Genomic DNA, 17,977 nt, shown 5'->3' with positions numbered 1-17,977 from the left:
TTCTTAAATTATATCTTATTGCGTTTTATGATATTCTTTAGAATCTGATTTAAGAAGGTTTTTTATGTTGGTCGCACCCAGTATTTTGTCTGCAGACTTTTTAAATTTAGGCTCTGAAATAAAATCCATTTGCCAAGCAGGCTGTGATTATGTCCATATTGATGTAATGGATGGGCATTTTGTGCCAAACCTCACCATTGGTCCTTTAGTCGTCAAAAAAGTTGCAGAAATTTCTTCTAAGCCTTTGGATATTCATTTAATGGTGCGAAATGCCGGATTTTTTGTTGATTTATTTGCTCCATTGAAGCCTGAATTTATGAGTGTGCATATTGAAGAGGAAAAGCATTTACATCGATTGATTCAGTATATACGAAGTTATGGGATACGACCTTCTGTTGTCTTGAATCCTCACAGCAGTGAAGAAACCCTCAAATATATCATAAAAGATATTGAAATGGTTTTAGTGATGAGCGTGAATCCGGGTTTTGGAGGGCAAAAATTTATTGATGGCATAGAGAAAAAAATATCAAATCTTAAAGAAATGATTGATAAATACAATCCTTCTTGTCTCATAGAAGTAGATGGTGGTGTCAATAACAAAAATATTGATTTACTTAAAATAGTAGGAGTAGACATAGTTGTGGCTGGAAGTTATATTTTTACTAATAATGATTATGCAAAGGCAATTAGTTCTTTGCGATGAATTTTTCTAAATTGCTTGAACGGCTAAAAGTTTCCTCAATAAAAAAGGCTGATTTTTCGAATCACTTGCATAATATGATAGATGTTTGTGATGATTTTGAAGTTAGATTGGAAATTTTGAAATCTTGTGGTTTACCACTATTACAAGAAGATGACGATATTATCCTAAGCACTACAAAGACACGATGGCAGGAACAGGTTTTTTGTTTTGTAGATATTGAAACAACAGGTTCAAAACCAGCCTCTTCCTCTATCATTGAAATTGGAGCTATAAAATATTGTAATAATCAGATAATAGATAAATTTGAAAGCTTTGTTTATGCTCAAGAAATCCCTGAAAAAATCACTGAACTTACAGGCATTACTCCAAAACATACTCAGGCATCTCCTGATAACAAAGAAGTTTTATTTTCTTTTAGAGAGTTTTTAGAGGATAGTGTTTTTGTTGCACATAATGTGAATTTTGATTATGATTTTATCAGTTTTCATATGGAACAAATTGGGTTGAATAAAATGCTCAACCCAAGATTGTGTACTATTGACTTAGCTCGCAAGAGTATTTTATCATCGAGATATTCTTTAGCATTTTTGAATGTGTTTTTGGGTATCAATACGCCTGTATCTCATCGAGCCTATGCAGATGCTTTGAGTTCTTTACGGGTTTTTGAAATTTGTTTGTATTCTTTGCCAGCTTGGGTTTTTAGCACGCAAGATTTGATTGATTTTTCTAAAGGAAAAAAACCATAATGTTTTTTATCTCATTGAAAATAATTGTTTGAGGATAGAATCTAGTTTTTCTTGATTATTTTGTAGATTTAGGATTTTGGCAGCTTTATGTGAATTTTGTTTGTAATGCTTGATATCGTCTGTTTGTAAGGAATTGATGCTTGTTGCGATATTTTTGGGGTGAAAATCTTTAGTGATGATACCATTTTTAAAGGTCTTCACAAAAGGTATTAGTTCAATACTAGGAGCAATTATGAGCCCTAATCGTGCTTGAATATATTCAAAAAATTTATTAGGCAAGGCGTATTTTAGATTGAGTGTAGTTGGAGGGATAATGTATAGTCCTAAGTCATAATCAGAACTGAATGGTATGAGTTCTTCAAAAGGGACTGGAGGGATGATATTTATATTTTTGTTTTGTTTTTTTGCTAATAATTTTTTTAGGAAATCCATATACTTATTGTCTGTATTGATGAGCATCAAATCTATCTTAAATCTGTCTTGGAGATATTGGGACATTTCAATCATATTTTGTATTTTACGATTAGGGTTGGCTGCACCATGATAGATGATTTTAATATATTTGGCTTTGGTTGGCTTTGGAGTGATGTCATGATATTTTGGCAATGAATAAAATAACTCACAATCTATATTATAGTGCTTTTTATAAGATTCTTGGAGTCCTTTAGAAACTGTGATATTGAAATCAGTAAGTGGGAGATAAGTCTTGCACAAGAAATCATTGAATTTATAAAATAATAGTTTCCATCTAAAATCAGTGCTGTTTTGGGCAGGGTAGAATTCTCTAGCATCAAATAAAACTTTGGCATTATTTTTGTGTGCAAGCACAATAGGGAGCAGAACAAGATCGTGACATATAATGAGATTAAAATGATGTTCTTGCAATATTTGTATGATTTTTAATCGATTAGGGGTATGTATGAGTTCTTGGTATTTTTTGAAAACAATATTTTTATAAAGCTTGATTTCTTCAAACAAATTTCTTTTTTTGAAGGCAGGATAACTGAAGACTTTTATGTCTTTCATCGCAGAAGCACAAATGCCCATTGCGTAGACTTTATGTTTTTTTTTCAAAAGGCTTATCATCCGACTTGGTCTTGGATTAGTAGCTGGATTTGCCGCACATAGAATAAGGATTTTTAGTTGATGATTTTGTGTTGAGGTATTCATTTTTTTACAGCATTGAAATAAAATATTTTATCCCTATCCCCTTCTAATTCAAGTTCAAAAAAATCTTTGAAAAAAAGCAAGTGATTATATCTAGAGATAATAGTTTCTTGGTTTTCAAAAATCCTAACATGTCCTTGTGAATAAAAATTAGGCACAGAGGCAATGATATTGGTTTTGCTAGGGATTTTTTCTAAGATAGAAAAATCCTCATCAATATGTTCTAACACTTCAAAAATACATATATGGGTATAGATTTTAGAGATTTTAGAGATTTTAGAAATATCTTGTAATTTAAAATGATTTTTCCAAAGAGGAGTTTTTTCTTTGGCTATATTTAGGGCTTGGATGCTGAAGTCTATGCCTTTATATTGATGGAATTTTTTTTCATAAAGCATTTGGGCAAAATCACCACTCCCGCATCCAATATCAAGTATATTGGCATTATTTATACCATATTCAGTCAAGATTTTACAAGCATATTCCCAACCTGGATAATAGATGCTTGTTTTGTAATTTTTTATTGATTTGTCTTTTTGATACACTCTATCATAGAATGCTGCATTTTTTTGAGTTTTTGTAGTTGAATTGATGGCTGTTTTGAGTATTTTTTGAAGTCTTGTGAGGTTAGGTGTATCTGATAAGATATTGTTGATAAATAAGATTTGGTTCAAGGTATCAAAGTAATTTTTGATATTATTTTTTAACCAATATGGGATATAAAAACATCCCATATAAAAACGGATTTTTTCTTTTTGTATGGACAATTTTAGGAGTTTTTGTAAAAATATTTCTTTAAGGTCTTTTTTTGCAGTACAGATAATGATAGCTTTGCAACCTTTGAGACAGGTAGGATTGTGCTGGATTGTCGAATCATTTAAATATTCATCACAAATAATAATATTTTTAAAATCTAAATCAAGGAGCAGAGAATAAAAATTCTTCCCCACATTCCCAAAACCAAAAATACCTATTTCAGACATTTTCAAGTGCTTTTAAAAAAGATTCTAAACCATTGTTTTTCCGAGTGCTTTCATAAATCTTTCTGAGTAGAAGTCTTTTGTCTGAGAGGATTTGCTTTTCATTTTTGGTAAGGCTTAAAAGATTGAGTGCTTTTTGGATATATTCTTTTTGACTGAAAGCAATCCAAGAGGTTTCTTGAATGCGAATTTTTTTGAATTCTTCAAATGAAACATTCATTTTCTCGCATTCTTGTTTGATAGTATGTGTGTTTTCTTCTATCCATTTTTTTGCACGGATTTCATAGGATTCTTTACTCTCTTTTGAGAAGTTTAGTATAAGCCCTCCTTTGGCATTAAACTCCACTTTGCTTTCACCTTGTTCCATCGGGAAACTGTCAGGCCAAAAGTCAATGATGTGTCCATAAATAGAAGGATTAATGTATCCAGGGAAAAAAAATCTTTCTAATATATTGATATTAATAGAGGCAATTTTTTGTTTTATCTCGTGTATATTTCCTGTACCACAAGCTAAAAATATGCTATTGGGTTTTTTTATCATTATATTAATGATGGATTCAAGATAAGGGAGTGAATCAATTTTTGTCAATCTGCCGATGAGTCCTAATATGATTTTGTTTTGTGGGTATTTTGATTTTTCTTTTTGGATAATGTCTTCAGGTATAGGAGGATTGTAAAATTTTTCTTCCATTGGCACAGTGAACCCAAAGAAATCGTACCCTTCGTGTTTTATGATACCTGATTGTGGACATATATGTGTGATTTTGGTATCAATTTGAGGTAAATCATACACAAAATTACCATGACTCCAAAATATTTGTTTTTGTGCACTTTTAGATGCGAGGATAAAATCGCTGATTCCATAACCATTATTTGGACTGATGATAATGTCTATTTGATTTTTAATGATAGATTCTCGAATACTGAGTGCTTTAGAAAAGTGTGAATTGTAATAGCCTTCTTGATTGAAAATGCTGACCACATCAATGACCTCAATACCTAATTCTTCATAAGATTTTTTTATCAAAGGATCATTATCACTTTTTTCTAAAAAATTCATCAAATAGATTTTGATTTCGTAATTTTGCATGAACTTTTTTTGTTGTATGAGGGTTTTTAGAAAGCTATATTCAACTTTGTAAGGAGAATTTTCTACTAGCCTATCGCGTAAGAATGCAATGATTTTTTTTGGTTTTTGATGTTTGCTTGAAGGTGTCAATCTGAATTTTTTTCCAAATTCTGAATAAGTTTTGGAAGCTTTTTGTGTGATATCTTGATTAAATTTTTTCCATTCTTCTTGAGAAGTGAAGTTATTGCCACATATATGATAGATGAAAAATTGCACATAGAGGGCTTCATCAATTTTTTTGGTATCAGAACTATCAAGAAGTTCATAAAATATTTCTTTCCATAAGGGGTAGAGCAAGAGCCAATCTCTGTGATTAAAAAAATGTTTTATATTCCAGAAAATATGTAGTTGCCAGTTAAAAATAGAACGTCTTTGTTTGGTTTGTAGGGTAAAAAAATAATTTTTTTCTAAAATTTCTTGCATTGCTTGGATAAAAATATCAATTGGGATCATAAGTGTTTCAAAAACCTTAATGATAAAGCTTGTAGATCGTTGGGCAGCATTAGAATGGATGTCTATCAGGCAGATATTTTTTATATAGAATGTAATGCCTTCAAACTTATGCCCTGATAGTATTTTGCAAATACTTCCAAGTTCAATGAGCATCATATTTTCTTCATCGTTAATATTATTAGAAAATACATTTTTTTCTGCAATTTTTATGAAAGGTTCAAACCTCAAATCTATTTCATTATTCGCATCAACTAGTTCATAGAGGTAAAGATAAATTTTATCAAGGATATCACCTTTTGAAAAAATCAGAGAATATATTTTGTCTCTAAATAGGTTTATGAGTTTTTTTGATTGGGTTTTGTCTTGTATTTGATGATTGTTTCCCAATAACTTTAAGTATTGGTTGAAGGCTAGGTCAATATGATTTTTATTTGTGGCATTTTCAAGTAAATGAACGATCTCAATCAGATTATTTTCCATCAAGTTGTTCTGGTTCATTTATTGTCTTTTTCTAAACTAAAATTTGTTTGTGGTTTTTTGGTGTCGACTAACCATACATATTCAGGATGGTTTTTTTTAGCATAAGGGATGATTTCAGCTGTGATATAGCCATAGTTTTGGATAATGTTGGTGATTTTCCCCACTGGGATATTTGGTGTAAAAATACCATCTAAACCGCTTGTGATAACTTCATCACCAATATTGACTTTCATCCAAGAAGGGATAAAATCTGCCAATATTTTTTCAGGATCAGTGCTATTGTATCTGATGATAGCAGGGATTTTGTCTTTGCCAATATGGACTACATAACTAGAGTTTTCATCCCCATTTAATAAGCCCATTAATCTATTATTTTTTATTGTTGCTATACCTAAAGCATTTCCATCTTGGACAATCCCAAAAATTTTATTTTTTGGATAAGAAGAAATATCAAAATCTAGCCATATACGATTATAGTTACCTATGGTTACGTATGAAAAAGATCTTGTTGGTATAAAATCTGGTTTTTGATAAGGCATTTTTTGATTTAGAAATTCTGATAGTTGATTGAATCTTGTCTGAAGAGTTTGGAATTGAAGTTGGAGTTTGGAATAATCTTGAAGCTTTGCTTTGTATTCTTCAATGCTATGTGCTTGTTGCATATATTTTTCATAAAATAGCTTGATATTTTCTTTGCTTTCAAAAAATAAAATTTTTGTTTTATCTCCTAGAAGGAGTGTTTTTGAATGTAAAAAATCATTTGAATCGAAAATGATAAAAATCAATGCCAATAAAATTATAATAAGGGTAAGTGGCTTATATTTCATCCAAAATAACTTATTTTATCAATCATTCGCACCAATATGATGCAATAAATCAAGTTCTTCAATAGCCTTTCCAGTTCCTTTGGCTACTGCAAGCAATGGTTCATTGCCTACATACACAGGTAGTTTTACGATATCAGAAAGATATTTGTCCAGTCCTCTTATGAGTGCCCCTCCTCCTGTTAATACAATGCCATTTTCAACAATATCACCAGCCAAATCTGGCGGGACAGATTCTAAGACATTTTTTAAAGCATTGCTTATTTCTCTGAGTTGATCTTTGATAGAGTCTCTTATATCTTCACTTGTTAGCTCTACAGTATTGAGAAGTCCGCTGACCTGATCTCTGCCTTTTACTTGCATTGTCAATGGAGTTTCTAGAGGGGAGGCTGAACCGATTTGAATTTTTATTTCTTCGCCAGTTCGTTCGCCGATAAGTAGATTATATTTTTTGCGGATGTAATCAACAATTGCCACATCTAATTTGTCACCTGCAACTCGTATTGATTTGCTAATAACAAGCCCACCTAATGAAATAACACCAATCTCGGTTGTCCCACCACCAATATCGACAATAAGACTTCCTTGTGGTTCTCTGATGGGTAGTCCTGCTCCGATGGCAGCTGCCATCGGTTCTTCAATAAGGAATACTTCCCTTGCACCTGCACTCATTGCAGATTCTTTGACGGCTTTTCTTTCCACTCCTGTCAAACCGTAAGGCACACAGACCATTATGCGAGGTCTGATGAGTGATTTTCTTTTGTGCGCTTTTTCAATGAAGTAGCGGATCATTTTTTCTGTGACGTCAAAATCAGCAATGACGCCATCTTTCATTGGTCTGATGGCTTGGATTCCCCCGGGTGTTTTGCCTATCATTTCTTTTGCTTCGTGCCCAACTGCTAGTATTTCGCCATCTCTGTCATATCTACTTGTCTTGACAGCAACTATTGAAGGTTCATTAATAATAATCCCTTGCCCTTTTAATAATACAATAGTATTTGCTGTACCTAAATCTATAGCTATATCATGAGAGAATAGCCCTATTATTTTATCTAATATCATTATGCTCCTTTATTATTTTGAGAGATTTTTTTCTTTTTTATCAATAGTGGTTTTGATGCTTTTGTAACACAATCTTTTGTTATTATAACCTCATATCCTTCTAGCTCGGGCAGGTCAAACATAATATCAGTGCTGAATTCTTCAATAATTGCCCTAAGTCCTCTTGCACCAGTTTTTCTAGCTAGTGCTAGCTGAGCTATTTTTTCTATAGCATCTTTTTCAAAAATCAATTCAGCACCATCAATTTTAAATAGTTTTTGATATTGTTTGATGATAGCATCCTTAGGTTTTGTTAGTATAGCTATCATTGCTTCTTTTGTGATACTTTCTAAGGTTGTGATGACATGAAGTCTTCCGATGAGTTCAGGTATGAGTCCAAAATTTATCAAATCATCAGGTTCGACTAGGTGTAGGACATTTTCTTCTTCATTTATATTTTTTTTATCACTCTCAAAACCTAAAGTATTGCTGCCGGATCGTTTTTTGATGATTTCGCTTAAGCCATCAAAAGCACCACCACAAATAAATAAAATATTGCTTGTATCTATTTGGATAAAATCTTGATTAGGATGTTTTCGTCCACCTTTTGGAGGGATATTGACCAAACTGCCTTCAATGATTTTTAAAAGTGCTTGTTGCACTCCTTCTCCAGAAACATCTCTAGTGATAGATCGATTTTCTGATAACCTTGATATTTTATCAATTTCATCAATAAAAACAATTCCTTTTTGAGCTTTTTCTACATCCCCATCTGCAGCTTGTAGTAATCGGGTGAGGATATTTTCAACATCTTCGCCAACATAACCAGCTTCTGTGAGGCTTGTGGCATCACAAATTGCAATAGGGATGTTCAAGAATCTTGCTAATGTTTGAGCCATTAAAGTTTTTCCACTTCCTGTTGGTCCTATTAGTAGGATATTGGATTTTGAAATTTCAATATCATCTTCTTCATCGATTAAATCATTAGATAATATTCTTTTATAATGGTTGTATACGGCTACACAAAATACTTTTTTTGCATTTTCTTGACCTATCACATATTCATCTAAGGTTTTTTTGAGTTCTTTTGGAGAAAGTATTTTGTCAAAATCTGCTATTTCTTTTGATGGGCTTTGATGGGCTTTTTTCTCTCCAAATATAATGTCATAAAGGACTTTTATGCAATCTTGACAAATATGGGACTCAATACCGCTTATATTTGTATTTGATGAGAATATTACTCGTTCTAATGTTTCCGGTTTATCGCACCAGCTACAGTGTCTATTTTTATTCATTTAACGAACCTTTTCTGATTGGAATGCCTCTTTGAGATTGTAGTATAAAATTGCATATTTTTAATACATATTCATTTTGAGGATCGTTTATGATTTCATTTTGTGCCACTTCTCTGATAGGGGCATTTCCTGAAAAAAGTTTTTTATAAAGCTGACTGATAAAGTCAATATCTTCGTGAGAAAACAATTTCCTCATACGGTGTTTGTTGAGTCCTCTGATGATTGCCCTATTGCCTTCTGCCATACAAAATGGAGGGATATCTTGGGTAAGCGCAGATGCTCCTGCTATCATTGCCCCATCTCCAATCTGTACAAACTGGTGTACGGGTGTCATTCCGCCAATATTGACATAATCCCCAATTGTAATATGCCCTCCTAGTGTTGCATTATTGGCTAGGATACATTGATTTCCGATAATGCAATCGTGTGCTATGTGTACATATGCCATCAAAAGATTTTGATTTCCAATAATGGTTTTGTTGATCCCGCCTTTTGTGCCTGGATTTATCATACAATGTTCTCGAATAAGATTATTTTCCCCAATAATAAGTTCGACTTCTTCACCTTCATATTTTAGGTCTTGAGGGATTGTCCCTAATACTGCATAAGGAAATATGGTTGTGTTTTTTCCGATTTTGGTATTCCCCAGAATCGTTACATTATTGTATAGTTTACAACCCTCTTCAATTTCTACATTTTCACCAATAATGCAAAAATCGCCAATTTCAACATTTTGAGATATTTTTGCACCTTTTTTGATGATGGCATTTTGAGCTATCATTTTTTGATTCATCATTATAATTTAGTCCTTTTTCCTATCTGCCACCATTGCTTTTAATTCGGCTTCAGCAACCATTTTTTCATCTACAAAAGCTTTGCCTTCTAGTTGCCATACACTACCTTTATGCTTGATGACATTTAAGTGATATTCAAGTTTATCTCCAGGTGTTACAGGTATGCGGAATTTTACTTTATCTATTGTCATAAAGTAGACTATTTTATCTTCTGCCACCTTAATATCATCACCCCAAGTACTCACAAATGCTAATACGCCTCCAGCTTGAGCCATTCCTTCGACAATCATTACTCCGGGATAAATAGGCTGTTTTGGAAAATGCCCTAAAAAAACTTCTTCATTGATAGTAATATTTTTATATGCTTTTATGTTTTGATTGGGTTCTAAATGTGTGATCCTATCAACCAAAAGCATTGGGTAACGGTGGGGGAGTATTTTTTTGATATTATTGATATCCATCATCTGTGACCTTTTTAACATTGGCTTTCTTTAAATATTTGTAATTTTAGCAAAATATATTCTAATTACAAATTTTCTATTACTCTAAAGATTGATTCTTCTTGAAAGATGGATTGAATATTAATGCGAACACTCCCAGAAAATATTTTATCAATGATTATAATGGGATTGATACTTTCATATCCACATAAAATATTCCTAAAAAATATTTCTTCATCATATTTTGGTGGATGATATAATAATTCTTCAATGCTTTGATAAGAAGTATCTAAAATAAGGTTGAGTAATTTGAGATGGACAAAGAGACTATCATCTTTTTTTGAATATCCTACAAGGTATTTTTCATTTTCATATTTTTGAATTTTTTCTTTGAGTGTATAATATTTAGATATATTTTCAAAAAGATTTGGTTTTATCCAAATTACAGAACCTGTTTTGGTATCTTTTTTGTTTTGTGATTTGGCAATAATATATGCAGATAAATGATTTTCACCTAATAGGATTTTTGCATTCAAAAGTCTCCATACAATATATTTCCTTTGTGATAAAATATATTCTTTATTATTTTTTTCTAAATAGTCTCTGTGGGCAAAAATTTCTCGTCTTTCTTCAATACTTCCTGGAAGTATTTGAGAACCTATATCACTAATCATTTCAAGAGAAATTTTATTTTGTTTATTCCTTTGTTGTTCAAGAGCAAATTTACAGCCACAATAATTTTGCCTATAAAGCTTATCTTCTTTGGCTAATTCATTTTGTTTTTGAGTCCCCCCATTTGCACGAACATTTACTTTAATGAATTCCAAGCCATTTTTTTGTGCAATATCATCCCCTTGTGCATAAAGTTTTTCTTGTTCTTTCATTGGACTTGAAAGTAAAGTAGTGGTAAATTTTTGTTCATTCATAGCTTTGGCTATGGAAGCACTTTTTATCAGACGAATGTCAAAGCATTGTGTACACCGTTCTCCTTTTTCTGGTTCGCATTCTAGTCCCTTGACATTTTTAAACCAATTCTGTGTATCATATTCTCCTTCAATAAGTTTAATACCGAGCATATTGCAACTTCTTTTGACATCTGCAAATCGTAAGTCATGCTCACTTTTTGGATGGATATTAGGATTATAAAAATAACCTATAAAATTTTCATCAGGATAGATTTTTTTCAATTCGCTCAAAAAATAGTGGCTATCTACTGAACAACAAATATGTACCAACATTGTTACTCCTTGTTTCTTAAGACAATCCAGAGGTAATATCCTACCCCAAAAACAAATACCAATATCAAGAATATTAACAGACTAGAATCTAATATATCCATCATATTTCCTTTTTATTTTTTAAATGTTCTACGTGGAACAATTTCTTAGGATGTCTTTGCCAATTCTTTTTCTCTTAATTGACCGCAGGCTGCACTTATATCAATACCTTTAGATTCTCTGATTGTACATAAAAGACCCTTTTGAATTAGAAAATCAGCAAATTGTTTTACTTTTTTTATTTCGGGTCTTTGAAATTCTGATCCTTCGTGAGGATTAAACAAGATGAGATTAACCTTTGCTTTTATTCCATTGAGAAGTTGTAAGAGTTTTTTAGCACTTGTAAGGTCATCATTGATATCTTTGATGACTAAATATTCGAACATAACCCTTTTTCGTTCATCAATAGGAAATGCTTTTACAGCATTTATAACACTTTCAATATTGTAAGCTTTGTTCATTGGAATAAGTTTACTCCTGAGATTGTTATCAACAGCATGCAGTGAAATAGCGAGTTGAACTCCCAAATTCATATTTCCCAATTCCCTAATTTTAGGTGTAATACCACTTGTAGAGATAGTTTGTCTCCTTGTTGATATTGATAACCCATCTAGTTCACTTAAGATTTTGATTGCATTGGTTACATTTTGAATATTGTTGAGAGGTTCTCCCATCCCCATATATACAATATTGATTCTTTTTTCTGGCAGGATTGCATTATCTTTTTTGAGCTGAACTACTTGTTCGACGATTTCTCCACTGCTTAAATTGCGGACAAAGCCACCTTTTGCTGTGTAGCAAAAGGTACACCCAACTTTACAACCTATTTGGCTAGAGAGGCAAAAAGTCCATTTTTCACTTTCAATAATTTTGCCATTATTGTCATATTTTTTATCCCTCATTTTTATCAGTACGCTTTCAAAAGTTAAGTTATCCTTTGTTTTAAATAAATATTTTTTGCTGCCATCTTTACTAGTTTCAATATGTAAGATTTCTAAATTTTTGATTATATAATTATTATTCAAATTTTCTCGCATTGATTTTGGGAGGTTTTGCATTTTTGAAAAATCATTTTCATACTGGATATATAGCCATTGATAGATTTGTTTTGCACGAAAAGAAGGTTGAAACATAATTTGTAGCTGATTAAGTGTGTAGTCATAAATATTTTTTTTCATTGAAGTCTCATAAAATATAATTTTTTCGCACAAAAGATTCTAGTTTTTCTTTTGCCTTTTGGTGATTTGTCAAAAAATCTTGATGAGCATTTGGATTGCAGTAATTAGTAATGCAAAATATCCCATAACACTCAATATTGAAGCTTTGTGCTGTTTTCATTACAGAAAAGAATTCCATATTTTCTAGCATTATACCAGCAGTTAACATTTTTTTAGAAAAATCTGTATTTGTATGAATATAATTACTTGAATTGACGATGAGATTTTTTGTTTCACATGGAACATTTTTAGGTTCAGATTGAATTTGATTGTCTATAGGCGTATAGCTCTGTTGATTTGTATAACTGGCTTCTATTTGTGTTGATTGTGTACTTATGTAGATATCAAGGATTTTATTTTGTGTATCATAAGATCCTGCCGTTCCAATAAAGATAAGAGAGTCAATAAAATCATAGCTACAGATTTTACTTAGATTAATAGCACTTTCTATCAATCCAATGCCAACTGATTTTGCAAAATTAAAATTTTCAGTTTTTCCTGCACAAATGAACATTCATATCCTTATGGGTATTTTATTGATTTTAAGATAATTTTTTAGTCCTGAGATTTTAATTTCATCCTGATGAAAAATACTTGCTGCTAGTGCAGCATCAGCAATATTTTTTTGAAAAATTTCTAAAAAATCCTCTTTTTTACCTGCACCACCACTAGCAATAATGGGGATATTTATGAGTTTTTTAATGGATTCAAGTGCTTGAGTATCATAACCTTTTTTAGTACCATCTGTATCCATACTGGTAAGTAGTATTTCTCCAGCACCACGATCGTATACTTCTTTTGCCCAAACAGTAAGCTCTTTCCCTGAATATTGCCTGCCTCCTTGTATGTATACTTTTCTTTTATTGTCTTTTGAAGGGTCTTTTTTAGTGTCAATCGCAACAACAACACATTGTGTGCCAAATCTTTTTGCTGCTTGGGTAATAAGCTCTGGATTTTTGATAGCGATGCTATTAAGACTGATTTTATCAGCACCAGCCTCTAAGAGTCGATAAATATCATCAAGGTTCCTAATACCGCCTCCTATAGTTAGGGGTATGAAAGTAACTTTTGCCACAGAAGAAACAACATTTATCATTGTATTTCGTTCTTGATAGGTTGCACTGATATCTAATAGGACTAATTCATCAGCACCTTCATCATTGTATTTTTTTGCCATTGATGTGGGGTCGCCCATTTCTTTGATATTGATAAAGTTTGTACCTTTTACAACTTTTCCATTATCAATATCCAAACATGGAATGATACGTTTTGCAAAATAATTCACATTTTTTCTCCAGAATTCTTATAGCATTATATTATTTTCCGACCTTATTTACTATTTACAAATAGAGAAAAAATAGATAGAATTTAAATTTAAAAATATTACAAAGAATATGGAAATATGGAGAGAGAAATTCAACATACTCCTAAAAAAAAATTTGGGCAAAATTTTTTAAAAGATATATCATATATAAATAGGATTATCCAATCCATTCCCAATATATCTCAAGGTGAGAAGATAGTAGAAATTGGGGTTGGCTTGGGTGATTTAACAGATAGGTTGCTTGAGCTTTATAAGCTTAAAGCCTATGAAGTCGATAAAGACTTGTGTTCTCTTCTTGTGCAAAAATATGACCCTCTGATTGTTGCTGGTAGACTTGAGCTGATTTGTCAGGATGTTTTACAAATATCTTATGATAAAGGTTGGTTGGATAAAAAAGAATATATTTTGGTTTCCAATCTTCCTTATTATATTGCTTCTCATATCTTACTGAAAGTATTGAGAGATCCTCAATGTAAAGGTTTTGTAGTGATGACTCAAAAGGAAGTCGCTCAAAAGTTTTGTGCCAAGAGTAAAGAAAGAGAATTTTGTGCTTTAAGTGTTATAACCCATACACTAGGACAGCCTCAAATGCTTTTTGATGTTCCTAAAGAAGCCTTTTATCCTGCACCTAAGGTTACTTCGTCAGTATTTATGATGAGGAAAAATATAACTATATTGCAAGATGGTTTTGAAGAGATGCTCAAAGTTGCTTTTTGCTCCCCTAGAAAAAAATTATTCAATAATCTTGCAAGTAGATATGATAAAACATTTTTGCAGATTTTGTTTGAAAGGTTCTCAATTGGAGAAAATATTAGAGCACACGAAGTTACAACAACGACTTATCACCAAATATTTGAAAATCTAAAGGCTAAAGAATATGGAAAATAACAACAACAACACTAACCAAACGGGTACAGGAGTAGAAGGACAAAAAAAGAGATTTTTTAAACCAAGATTTAGAAAAGAAAATAATAAAGAGACACAACAAGATCAACAACATCAATCCCGTCCTCGTCGTTGGGTAGGAAAAAATAAAAATGCCAATAATCCTATGACTCAAAATGATAACCCAATTGAGTTTAAAAATGGTGTTACAAATGTTCAAAGTGTCAATGAAAGAGGCAATTTAGGATTCCATAAAGACCTTAAAAAAGGTGTAGAAGCAAACAATCGCATTCAAAAAAATAGCCTGAATCCTCATTATAAACTCAATCTCAATACTAAAGCTAAAGTTCGTATCACTCCACTTGGCGGTCTTGGAGAAATAGGTGGGAATATGATGGTGATGGAGACAGAAAACTCTGCTATTGTCATTGATGTGGGTATGAGTTTCCCAGAAGAAAATATGCATGGAGTGGATATTTTAATCCCTGATTTTAGTTATTTGTTTGCGATTAAAGACAAGATTGCGGGTGTGGTTATCACGCATGCACATGAAGATCACATAGGTGCAGTACCTTATTTATATAAACAATTGCAATTTCCTTTGTATGGTACTCCGCTTGCATTAGGGATGATAGGCAATAAATTTGATGAACATGGATTGAAGAAATATCGATCTTTCTTTAAAATTGTCCAAAAAAGATACCCTATTAGGATAGGCGATTTTGAAGTGGAGTGGATTCATATAACACATTCTATTATTGATGCATCTGCATTGGCTATCCGTACGGAGGCTGGTATTATCCTTCATACTGGAGATTTTAAAATTGATCATACTCCTATTGACAATTTGCCTACAGATTTGCATAGATTAGCACATTATGGAGAAGAAGGGGTGATGCTCCTTTTGAGCGATTCTACTAATTCTCATAAAACAGGGGTTACTGCAAGTGAGGCAAGTGTAGGACCTACATTTGATGCACTTTTTAAGGGTGCTGAAGGTAGGGTAATTATGAGTACATTTTCTTCCAATATCCATCGTGTTTATCAGGCTATTACTTATGGTATAAAATATAATCGCAAGGTTGCTGTCATAGGTCGTTCAATGGAAAAAAATCTTGATATTGCCAGGGAGCTTGGATACATTGAATTGCCTCAGAATCTATTTATTGAGGCTCATGAGGTCAGTAAATATCCAGATGAAGAAATACTTATTGTAACTACAGGATCGCAAGGAGAAACAATGAGTGCACTTTATCGAATGGCTACTGATGAACATCGTCATATTAAGATCAAGCCTACTGATATGATAATCATATCTGCAAAAGCAATACCAGGAAATGAAGGATCTGTTTCAAATGTGTTAAATTTTTTGATGAAAGCTGGTGCAAGGGTCGCATATCAGGACTTTAGTGAAATCCATGTGAGTGGTCATGCTGCACAAGAAGAGCAAAAATTAATGTTGCGTTTGATTAAGCCAAAATTTTTCTTGCCAATTCATGGGGAATATAATCATGTGTCCAAACACCGTGATACCGCTATTAAATGTGGAGTTCCTGAAAAAAATATTTATCTGATGGAAGATGGAGATCAAGTTGAAGTCAATCCGGGATATATTAGAAAGGTACGGACAATTAAAAGTGGCAAAACTTATATTGATAATCAAATGAATCGACAGATTGATAATAATGTAGTTTTAGATAGGCAGGATCTTGCAGATTGTGGTGTTGCAATAATTACAACTTTTGTTTCTGCCCAAGAGCAAAAATTACTTAAAAATACCAAGATTTCTACTTTGGGCATTGTTGGCCCTATGGAAGAAAAAGAATTTATTAAAGAAATTGAAAACACATTAGATTTGTATATTAAAGCAGCAAAAAAAGAGATGTTCACAAATCAAAGAACTTTAGAAAATGAAATCAGAAATGTAGTGAGGAAATTTTTATTTAAAAAACTTAAAAAATACCCAGCTGTTATCAGTAATGTATTTATATCTTAAAGGAATTGAATGGAAAAATTTTCTTTTATTGTTAAAGAAGTCCTTCAAAAAGAAGCAAAAGAGCTTTTGAGGGCGGCTTCAAGTCCTATAAGTTTAGATTGGGATCGTATTGTTTCAATGATTGTGCAAGCAAAAGGGAAATTGATTGTGAGTGGGGTTGGTAAAAGTGGTTTGGTGGGGGCTAAAATAGCAGCAACTTTAGCAAGCACTGGAACTCCAAGTTTTTTTTTACATCCAACAGAGGCTTTACATGGAGATTTGGGTATGGTAAGCAAGGATGATATTATCCTTGCAATCAGTTATAGTGGAGAAAGTGAAGAATTGCTAGCAGTATTACCGCATCTAAAACGTCTTTCTGGGGGGATAATCACAATGACTAAGGATAGCCATAGTTCAATTTCAAAAATCGGTGATTGTTTTATCTCTATTGATGTGGATTCTGAAGCTTGTCCTTTAAACCTTGTTCCAACGAGTTCTACTACACTCACATTAGCTTTAGGTGATGCATTAGCGGTATGTTTGATGAAAAAAAGAAATTTTAGAGAAAACGAATTTGCTTCTTTCCATCCTGGCGGGAGCTTAGGCAAAAGATTATTTGTGAAAGTTAAAGATTTAATGCAAACTCAAAACTTACCCCTTGTTGGTCCTGAAATTTGTTTGAAAGAAGCGATTGTTAAAATGAGTGAATCAAGGCTAGGAAATGCAATTATTGCTCAAGACAATAAATTGATTGGTATTCTTAGTGATGGAGATTTACGTCGAGCAATGATGAAGGAAGATTTTAGTTTAAATGATCCTATAATGCTTTATGCTTGTGATAATCCAAAATATTGCCATAATCCTGATTTATTGGCTGTAGATTCTTTAAGGTTTATTGAAGAAAATAAGATTCAGTTGCTTGTCATCACTGATGAAAATAAAAATATTCAAGGAGCAATTCACCTGCATACCTTAATAAGTACAGGTATTAAATAGGTAAAAAAATGTTTGAAAAAATGGATGAGATTTTTATCAATATAGAATCTATTCGTGATGAAATACAAATTTTGCTAAAAATGGCTAATATTAGTTTGGTTGATTATATTATGATAAAAAGAGGTTCCCAGGATATGCCTGAGCATATGAATATGTCTTTGTTTTCACAGATTAATGAACAAATAGATGCCCTCAAAAAACAAATTGATAATCTTAATAAACTTAAAAGAGAATTGTTAGTATTTTGATTA

The 17,977-nt window shown here is 32.2% G+C and carries 18 protein-coding genes; 6 read left to right on the top strand and 12 right to left on the bottom strand.

Going from position 1 to position 17,977, the window contains the following annotated elements; all coding sequences use genetic code 11:
- Positions 1 to 64 precede the first annotated feature (64 nt).
- The gene (gene rpe, locus BKH44_RS02685) at positions 65 to 703 is read left to right on the top strand and encodes a ribulose-phosphate 3-epimerase (RefSeq protein ID WP_095269805.1); all 639 of its coding nucleotides are present in this window, start codon (positions 65 to 67) and stop codon (positions 701 to 703) included.
- Positions 700 to 1,449, top strand: coding sequence for a 3'-5' exonuclease (locus BKH44_RS02680; protein WP_095269803.1), 750 nt, complete (start codon positions 700 to 702; stop codon positions 1,447 to 1,449). Before rpe ends, BKH44_RS02680 begins: the two co-directional genes overlap by 4 nt.
- 6 nt (positions 1,450 to 1,455) lie before the next feature.
- Here BKH44_RS02680 and BKH44_RS02675 read toward each other — a convergent pair whose 3' ends face one another.
- The 12 genes from BKH44_RS02675 to hisF form a co-directional block, all read right to left on the bottom strand.
- The gene (locus tag BKH44_RS02675) at positions 1,456 to 2,619 is read right to left on the bottom strand and encodes a capsular biosynthesis protein (RefSeq protein WP_095269801.1); all 1,164 of its coding nucleotides are present in this window, start codon (positions 2,617 to 2,619) and stop codon (positions 1,456 to 1,458) included.
- Positions 2,616 to 3,599 (bottom strand): class I SAM-dependent methyltransferase, encoded by a 984-nt coding sequence (locus BKH44_RS02670; RefSeq protein WP_095269799.1) that lies wholly within the window; start codon positions 3,597 to 3,599, stop codon positions 2,616 to 2,618. Before BKH44_RS02670 ends, BKH44_RS02675 begins: the two co-directional genes overlap by 4 nt.
- Positions 3,592 to 5,676 (bottom strand): hypothetical protein, encoded by a 2,085-nt coding sequence (locus BKH44_RS02665; protein WP_095269797.1) that lies wholly within the window; start codon positions 5,674 to 5,676, stop codon positions 3,592 to 3,594. The genes BKH44_RS02670 and BKH44_RS02665 overlap by 8 nt, the downstream gene beginning before the upstream one ends.
- Positions 5,673 to 6,485 (bottom strand): rod shape-determining protein MreC, encoded by an 813-nt coding sequence (gene mreC / locus BKH44_RS02660; RefSeq protein ID WP_095269795.1) that lies wholly within the window; start codon positions 6,483 to 6,485, stop codon positions 5,673 to 5,675. Before mreC ends, BKH44_RS02665 begins: the two co-directional genes overlap by 4 nt.
- 18 nt (positions 6,486 to 6,503) lie before the next feature.
- Positions 6,504 to 7,544, bottom strand: a complete 1,041-nt coding sequence (locus BKH44_RS02655; protein WP_095269793.1) for a rod shape-determining protein — start codon at positions 7,542 to 7,544, stop codon at positions 6,504 to 6,506.
- Complete coding sequence (clpX, locus tag BKH44_RS02650) at positions 7,544 to 8,818, bottom strand: ATP-dependent protease ATP-binding subunit ClpX (protein ID WP_095269791.1); 1,275 nt, start codon at positions 8,816 to 8,818, stop codon at positions 7,544 to 7,546. Before clpX ends, BKH44_RS02655 begins: the two co-directional genes overlap by 1 nt.
- Entirely contained in the window at positions 8,811 to 9,611 is an 801-nt protein-coding gene (gene lpxA, locus BKH44_RS02645) for an acyl-ACP--UDP-N-acetylglucosamine O-acyltransferase (protein WP_095269843.1), read from the bottom strand. The genes clpX and lpxA overlap by 8 nt, the downstream gene beginning before the upstream one ends.
- A gap of 9 nt (positions 9,612 to 9,620) precedes the next feature.
- Positions 9,621 to 10,094 carry a 3-hydroxyacyl-ACP dehydratase FabZ gene (fabZ, locus tag BKH44_RS02640; RefSeq protein ID WP_095269789.1) on the bottom strand — a complete coding sequence of 158 codons (474 nt, stop codon included), beginning with the start codon at positions 10,092 to 10,094 and terminating at the stop codon, positions 9,621 to 9,623.
- A 44-nt stretch (positions 10,095 to 10,138) separates the two neighbouring features.
- Positions 10,139 to 11,290: an epoxyqueuosine reductase QueH gene (locus BKH44_RS02635; RefSeq protein ID WP_095269787.1), complete on the bottom strand. Its 1,152-nt coding sequence runs from the start codon at positions 11,288 to 11,290 to the stop codon at positions 10,139 to 10,141.
- Between the two features lie 146 nt (positions 11,291 to 11,436).
- The gene (rlmN, locus tag BKH44_RS02630) at positions 11,437 to 12,507 is read right to left on the bottom strand and encodes a 23S rRNA (adenine(2503)-C(2))-methyltransferase RlmN (protein WP_095269841.1); all 1,071 of its coding nucleotides are present in this window, start codon (positions 12,505 to 12,507) and stop codon (positions 11,437 to 11,439) included.
- Between the two features lie 7 nt (positions 12,508 to 12,514).
- On the bottom strand, positions 12,515 to 13,060 hold the full coding sequence (locus BKH44_RS02625) for a purine-nucleoside phosphorylase (protein WP_095269785.1): 546 nt from the start codon (positions 13,058 to 13,060) through the stop codon (positions 12,515 to 12,517).
- On the bottom strand, positions 13,061 to 13,831 hold the full coding sequence (gene hisF / locus BKH44_RS02620) for an imidazole glycerol phosphate synthase subunit HisF (protein WP_095269783.1): 771 nt from the start codon (positions 13,829 to 13,831) through the stop codon (positions 13,061 to 13,063).
- A gap of 117 nt (positions 13,832 to 13,948) precedes the next feature.
- Here hisF and rsmA point away from each other — a divergent pair, with 117 nt between their 5' ends.
- The 4 genes from rsmA to BKH44_RS02600 are packed head-to-tail and all read left to right on the top strand — an operon-like array spanning position 13,949 to position 17,974.
- Positions 13,949 to 14,758 (top strand): 16S rRNA (adenine(1518)-N(6)/adenine(1519)-N(6))-dimethyltransferase RsmA, encoded by an 810-nt coding sequence (gene rsmA, locus BKH44_RS02615; protein WP_095269781.1) that lies wholly within the window; start codon positions 13,949 to 13,951, stop codon positions 14,756 to 14,758.
- Positions 14,748 to 16,751 (top strand): ribonuclease J, encoded by a 2,004-nt coding sequence (locus tag BKH44_RS02610; protein WP_095269779.1) that lies wholly within the window; start codon positions 14,748 to 14,750, stop codon positions 16,749 to 16,751. The genes rsmA and BKH44_RS02610 overlap by 11 nt, the downstream gene beginning before the upstream one ends.
- A gap of 9 nt (positions 16,752 to 16,760) precedes the next feature.
- Positions 16,761 to 17,726: a KpsF/GutQ family sugar-phosphate isomerase gene (locus tag BKH44_RS02605; protein WP_095269778.1), complete on the top strand. Its 966-nt coding sequence runs from the start codon at positions 16,761 to 16,763 to the stop codon at positions 17,724 to 17,726.
- An 8-nt stretch (positions 17,727 to 17,734) separates the two neighbouring features.
- On the top strand, positions 17,735 to 17,974 hold the full coding sequence (locus tag BKH44_RS02600) for a DUF2443 family protein (RefSeq protein WP_095269776.1): 240 nt from the start codon (positions 17,735 to 17,737) through the stop codon (positions 17,972 to 17,974).
- The last annotated feature ends 3 nt before the right edge of the window (positions 17,975 to 17,977 follow it).

It is taken from the genome of Helicobacter sp. 13S00477-4 (assembly GCF_002272785.1).
Lineage (GTDB): Bacteria > Campylobacterota > Campylobacteria > Campylobacterales > Helicobacteraceae > Helicobacter_J.
This window is presented reverse-complemented; position numbering and strand designations above follow the sequence as displayed.

What these genes read in the sequence shown, in the direction of transcription:
- BKH44_RS02670 (WP_095269799.1), bottom strand. Translation starts at nt 3,599, where the DNA reads ATGTCTGAAATAGGTATTTTTGGTTTTGGGAATGTGGGGAAGAATTTT.
- BKH44_RS02600 (WP_095269776.1), top strand. Translation starts at nt 17,735, where the DNA reads ATGTTTGAAAAAATGGATGAGATTTTTATCAATATAGAATCTATTCGT.
- mreC (WP_095269795.1), bottom strand. Translation starts at nt 6,485, where the DNA reads ATGAAATATAAGCCACTTACCCTTATTATAATTTTATTGGCATTGATT.
- BKH44_RS02635 (WP_095269787.1), bottom strand. Translation starts at nt 11,290, where the DNA reads ATGTTGGTACATATTTGTTGTTCAGTAGATAGCCACTATTTTTTGAGC.
- rsmA (WP_095269781.1), top strand. Translation starts at nt 13,949, where the DNA reads ATGGAGAGAGAAATTCAACATACTCCTAAAAAAAAATTTGGGCAAAAT.
- BKH44_RS02610 (WP_095269779.1), top strand. Translation starts at nt 14,748, where the DNA reads ATGGAAAATAACAACAACAACACTAACCAAACGGGTACAGGAGTAGAA.
- clpX (WP_095269791.1), bottom strand. Translation starts at nt 8,818, where the DNA reads ATGAATAAAAATAGACACTGTAGCTGGTGCGATAAACCGGAAACATTA.
- BKH44_RS02680 (WP_095269803.1), top strand. Translation starts at nt 700, where the DNA reads ATGAATTTTTCTAAATTGCTTGAACGGCTAAAAGTTTCCTCAATAAAA.
- rlmN (WP_095269841.1), bottom strand. Translation starts at nt 12,507, where the DNA reads ATGAAAAAAAATATTTATGACTACACACTTAATCAGCTACAAATTATG.
- BKH44_RS02655 (WP_095269793.1), bottom strand. Translation starts at nt 7,544, where the DNA reads ATGATATTAGATAAAATAATAGGGCTATTCTCTCATGATATAGCTATA.
- rpe (WP_095269805.1), top strand. Translation starts at nt 65, where the DNA reads ATGTTGGTCGCACCCAGTATTTTGTCTGCAGACTTTTTAAATTTAGGC.
- BKH44_RS02625 (WP_095269785.1), bottom strand. Translation starts at nt 13,060, where the DNA reads ATGTTCATTTGTGCAGGAAAAACTGAAAATTTTAATTTTGCAAAATCA.
- BKH44_RS02605 (WP_095269778.1), top strand. Translation starts at nt 16,761, where the DNA reads ATGGAAAAATTTTCTTTTATTGTTAAAGAAGTCCTTCAAAAAGAAGCA.
- fabZ (WP_095269789.1), bottom strand. Translation starts at nt 10,094, where the DNA reads ATGTTAAAAAGGTCACAGATGATGGATATCAATAATATCAAAAAAATA.
- BKH44_RS02665 (WP_095269797.1), bottom strand. Translation starts at nt 5,676, where the DNA reads ATGAACCAGAACAACTTGATGGAAAATAATCTGATTGAGATCGTTCAT.
- BKH44_RS02675 (WP_095269801.1), bottom strand. Translation starts at nt 2,619, where the DNA reads ATGAATACCTCAACACAAAATCATCAACTAAAAATCCTTATTCTATGT.
- lpxA (WP_095269843.1), bottom strand. Translation starts at nt 9,611, where the DNA reads ATGAATCAAAAAATGATAGCTCAAAATGCCATCATCAAAAAAGGTGCA.